Source organism: Azotobacter bryophylli (assembly GCF_042643485.1).
GTDB lineage: Bacteria > Pseudomonadota > Gammaproteobacteria > Pseudomonadales > Pseudomonadaceae > Azotobacter > Azotobacter bryophylli.
Genome location: NZ_JBHRSJ010000012.1, coordinates 423,136 through 427,773, shown reverse-complemented (window position 1 = coordinate 427,773; position 4,638 = coordinate 423,136). Strand labels below are relative to the sequence as shown.

At 70.5% G+C, this 4,638-nt stretch carries 4 protein-coding genes; all 4 read left to right on the top strand.

The features are described from left to right. On the top strand, positions 1-1,582 hold a 1,582-nt coding region (mprF, locus tag ACFOJE_RS08150), incomplete at its 5' end, for a bifunctional lysylphosphatidylglycerol flippase/synthetase MprF (RefSeq protein WP_377813810.1). A 7-nt stretch (positions 1,583-1,589) separates the two neighbouring features. Beyond that, a complete protein-coding gene (locus ACFOJE_RS08145; RefSeq protein WP_377813809.1) occupies positions 1,590-2,858 on the top strand; it encodes a virulence factor family protein in 1,269 nt (422 codons plus the stop codon). 110 nt (positions 2,859-2,968) lie between these two features. Then, positions 2,969-4,234, top strand: coding sequence for an SDR family oxidoreductase (locus ACFOJE_RS08140; RefSeq protein WP_377813808.1), 1,266 nt, complete (start codon positions 2,969-2,971; stop codon positions 4,232-4,234). Then, positions 4,231-4,638: DUF2269 family protein (locus ACFOJE_RS08135; RefSeq protein ID WP_377813806.1), on the top strand; the 408-nt coding region annotated here is incomplete at its 3' end. The genes ACFOJE_RS08140 and ACFOJE_RS08135, both read left to right, overlap by 4 nt.

Sequence of the window (4,638 nt, the reverse complement as noted above, 5' to 3'; positions counted from 1 at the left end):
GAGCCTGGCCGCGCCGGTGCTGGCGGTGCTGGTCTTCCTCTCCGGGGGGGTGCTGCTGATCTCCGGGGCGACGCCGGCCATCGACCAGCGCCTCGAGGCGCTGGGCTTCCTGCTGCCGCACCATCTGATCGAGGTGTCCCATCTGGGCGCCAGCCTGATCGGCGGCCTCTGCCTGCTGCTGGCGCAGGGGCTGCGCCGGCGCCTGTCGGCGGCCTGGGTGCTGACCCTGGTGCTGCTGCTGACCGGCGCCCTGCTGTCGCTGTTCAAGGGCTTCGACTGGGAGGAGGCGACGCTGCTGATCTGCACCGCCGCGTTGCTGGCGTGCTTCCGGCGCGAGTTCTATCGGCGCAGCCGGCTGATGGAAGTGCCCTTTTCGCCGCTGTTCGTCGTCGCCAGCCTCTGCGTGATCGCCGCCTCGGTCTGGCTGTTGTTGTTCACCTACCAGGACGTGCCCTACGAGAAGCAGCTCTGGTGGCAGTTCGCCCTGGACGCCAATGCTCCGCGCAGCCTGCGGGCGACGCTCGGCAGCGCCGTGCTGGTCGGCGCCCTGGCCCTGGCCTGGCTGCTGCGCGCCGCGCCGCCGCAGATCCACTCGCCGAGCGAGGAGGAGCTCGAACGGGCCCGGCGCATCGTCAAGGCTTCCGGGCAGCCGGACGGCTGGCTGGCGATGACCGGGGACAAGGCGCTGCTGTTCCACGAGTCCGGCGAGGCCTTCCTGATGTACGCCCGTCGCGGCCGCAGCATGGTGGCCCTGTTCGACCCCATCGGCAATCCCGGTCAGCGCGCCGAGCTGATCTGGCAGTTCCGCGACCTCTGCGATCTGCACCACTCCCGGCCGGTGTTCTACGAGGTCCGCGCGGAAAACCTGCCCTTCTACATGGATACCGGTCTCACCGCGCTCAAGCTGGGCGAGGAGGCGCGGGTCGACCTGGCGGCCTTCGATCTGGCCAGCAAGGGCAAGAAGGACCTGCGCTACACCTGGAACCGGGCCCAGCGCGACGGGCTGTCGCTGGAGTTCTTCGAGGCCGGCACGGCGCCCCTGGATGAGCTCGGGGCCATCTCCGACGCTTGGCTGCAAAGCAAACAGGTGCGCGAGAAGGGCTTTTCCCTCGGTCGTTTCGATCCCGCCTACCTCCGGCATTTTCGCATCGCCGTGGCGCGTTTCGAGGGGCGGATCATCGCCTTCGCCAACCTGCTGGAGACCGACCTGCGCGAGGTCGCCAGCCTGGATCTGATGCGGGTGCATCCGGATGCACCGGGGCTGAGCATGGAGTTCCTCATGCTCGGCCTGATCCTCCACTTCAAGGAGCTGGGCTACCGGCACTTCAGCCTCGGCCTGGTGCCGCTGGCCGGCCTCCATCCGCGGCGCGGCGCGCCGCTCACCCAGCGGCTCGGGGCCATCGTGTTCCGCGCCGGGGAGCAGTTCTACAACTTCCAGGGCTTGCGCCGCTTCAAGGACAAGTTCGATCCCCTCTGGGAGCCGCGCTACATGGTGGTTCCCGCCGGGCTCGACCCCCTGGTGGCCTTCGCCGACACCGCCGCGCTGATCGCCGGCGGCCTGACCGGACTCGTCAAACGTTGAGAGCAGTATGCGTGCACGTTGGATTTCTCTGCTGGTGATCGTCGCCGCCCTGGGCGGCGGCTTCTGGATCTGGATGCAGCGCTCGCCGGCCCAGATCGGTCTCATCAATCGAACCCTGCCCGATGGCAGCCCGGTCACGGTGATCACTCCCCCGGGCGCGCCGAAGGCACGGGTGCTGCTGGCGCTGCCGGCCGACCGGCCGGTCGCCGACGCCGACCTGCAGGCCCTGTCCCAGGAGACCGGTGCGCAGATCGTCCGCTTCGAGGTGGCCGCGGCCCCTGACTGCGCCGTGCTGCGCGATCGCCTGCTCCAGGCCCGTGCCGAGCTGGGCGGCGAGCCCACGCTGATCGCCGGTATCGGCGACGGCGCCGCACTGGTCTGGCGTACCCTGGCCGGGCAGAAGCGCGACGATCTGCAGGGGCTGGCCGTCGGCCTGTCGCTGGCCGAGCCGGACTGCCCGGAGCCGCTGCCCCCGGCGGTCGTCCACGGCCGCATGGCGGTCGCCTGGAACGACAACCCGGACGAGGAGACCGCCCGCTTCATCCGCCAGGCCGGCAACGTCGCCACCTCCATCGCCCAGTACGGCACGCCGCTGCCGCAGGTCATGGTCGAGCGGCTCGGGCATCTGCTGTCCGGCGCCGGCGAGGAGATCCCGGTGGTGGAAGTCCCGGCCACCGACCGTTCCGAGCATGCCGACACCGTCACCCTGTTCTATTCCGGCGACGGCGGCTGGCGCGACCTGGACCGCGACTCGGCGAGCTACATGGCCCAGCAGGGCTACCCGGTGGTGGGCATCGACACCCTGCGCTACTTCTGGAAGCACCGGAGCCCGGAGCAGGCCGCCGCCGACCTGTCGCGACTGATGGCCGAGTACCGGAGCAAGTGGGGGGCCAAGCGCTTCGCCCTGGCCGGCTACTCCTTCGGCGCCGATATCCTGCCGGCGCTCTACAACCGCCTGCCGGCGGCCGACCAGGAGCAGGTCTCGGCGCTGCTTCTGCTCGCCCTGGCCCGCACCGGCAGCTTCGAGATCGAGGTCGCCGGCTGGCTCGGCAAGCAGGGCGACGAGGCCGCGACCGGCCCGGAACTGGCCAGGGTTCCGGCGCAGAAGATCGTCTGTATCTACGGCAGCGAGGAAACCGACGAGAGCGGCTGCACCCAGCCGGGCGCCAGCGGCGAGATGATCGAGCTGCCCGGCGGGCATCATTTCGACGAGGACTACAACAAGCTGGCCGGCTACCTGATGCGCGCCATCGACCGGCGCGCCGCCGGCCGCTAGCGGCGGCCTTCCGGTAGGTCGCTCATCCGGACGGGCCGACTGACGAATCACAAGGAGGTAATCGCCATGCTCCATGCAAAAGCCACCGTCCAGCCGGGGAGTGCAGTCTGATGCGCATCCTGCTGGTCGGTGCCGGCGGCTTCATCGGCCGCCACCTGCATGCCGCGCTCCGTGCGGCTGGCCATCGGGTGCTGGCCAGCGCTCGCCGGCCCGATCCCGCGGCTCCCGGCGAATGGTGCCGGCTGGATCTGGCCGAACTGGCGCGGGATCCGAACGCCTTCCCCTGGCCCGCCGGCATCGAGCTGGTGATCAATGCCGCCGGTCTGCTGTCCACCGACCGCGACCGCTTGCGGCAGGTTCAGCAACTGGGCGCCTGTGCTCTGTTCGATCTGGCCGCCGCCCATGGCGCCCGGGTATTGCAGATTTCCGCCCTGGGCGCGGAAGAGGGGGCGGACACCGACTTCCTCGCCAGCAAGGCCGCCGCCGAACGCCATCTGCTCGGTCTCGGCATTCCCGCCGTGGTGCTGCGCCCCTCACTGGTCCTCGGCCCGGGCGCCGCCAGCAGCACTTGGCTGCAGCGCCTGTCGCCCTGGCCGTGGGTGCCGCTGCTGGACAACCGCGCACGCCTGCAGCCCCTGCATATCGATGATCTCTGCTCGGCCGTGCTCGCCCTGCAGCAGAACTGGCCGCCTCACCCCTGCAGCCTGGCGCTGGTCGGACCCGAGGCCTTGACCCAGGGCCAGTTGCTGGATCGCCTGCGTGCGGCTCAGGGTTGGGGGCCGGGGCGTTACCGGACGCTGCCACGGCCGCTGGCCGCGCTGGGCGCGCTACTCGGGGAGCGTCTGGGCTGGCGGGCGCTGAACCGCCAGACCCTGCGCCTGGCGCGGCGCGACAACCTGGCCTCGGCGGAGCCGCTGGCGGCCGTCTGCGGCTACCGCTGCCTGCCGATTGCCATGCGCCTGCACGATTGGCCACGCCCAGCGGAGAGCGTCGGGCTGGCCCTGCAGCCCCTGCTGCTGGCGCTGCTGGTCGTGGTCTGGCTGGGCACCGCACTGGTCTGCCTCGGCCCCGGGTTCGACTGGGGACTGCGCATCCTGGCCGAGGCCGGCATTACCGGCTGGCCGGCGCGCCTGGCGGTGATCGCCGGCTCGCTGTTCGATGGCCTGCTCGGCGCCGGCCTGCTGCTGCCGCGCTGGCGGCGTCGAGCGCTGCAGGCGCAGATCCTCCTGATCCTGGCCTACAGCGCGCTCATCACCTGGCTGCTGCCGCACTACTGGTTCGACCCTTTCCAGGGCGTCGGCAAGAATCTGGTACTGCTGCCGGTCTGCCTCTGGCTGTCGTGGCTGCAGCCTGCCTCCGAACGGAGCCGATCATGAACCTCTATCTGCTGATCAAGACGCTGCACATCCTTTCCTCCACCCTGCTGTTCGGCACCGGCCTGGGCTCGGCCTACTACGCCTGGCGGGCGTGGAAGAGCGGGCAGGTGGCGACCATCGCCACCACCTTCCGTCATCTGGTGACCGCCGACTGGCTGTTCACCACGCCGACGGCACTGCTCCAGCCGCTGAGCGGCATCGCCATGGTGTATCTGGCCGGCTGGTCGCTGAGTCAGTCCTGGCTGCTGGTGACCCTCGTCCTGTACCTGCTGGCCGGGCTGTGCTGGCTGCCGGTGGTCTGGCTGCAGATCCGCGTGCGCGACATGGCCGTGCAGGCCGTGCGCGAGGGCTCGCCGCTGCCCGCCGATGCCGGACGCTACATGGCCTGGTGGTTCGGGCTCGGT

What these genes read in the sequence shown, in the direction of transcription:
- ACFOJE_RS08145 (WP_377813809.1), top strand. Translation starts at nt 1,590, where the DNA reads ATGCGTGCACGTTGGATTTCTCTGCTGGTGATCGTCGCCGCCCTGGGC.
- ACFOJE_RS08140 (WP_377813808.1), top strand. Translation starts at nt 2,969, where the DNA reads ATGCGCATCCTGCTGGTCGGTGCCGGCGGCTTCATCGGCCGCCACCTG.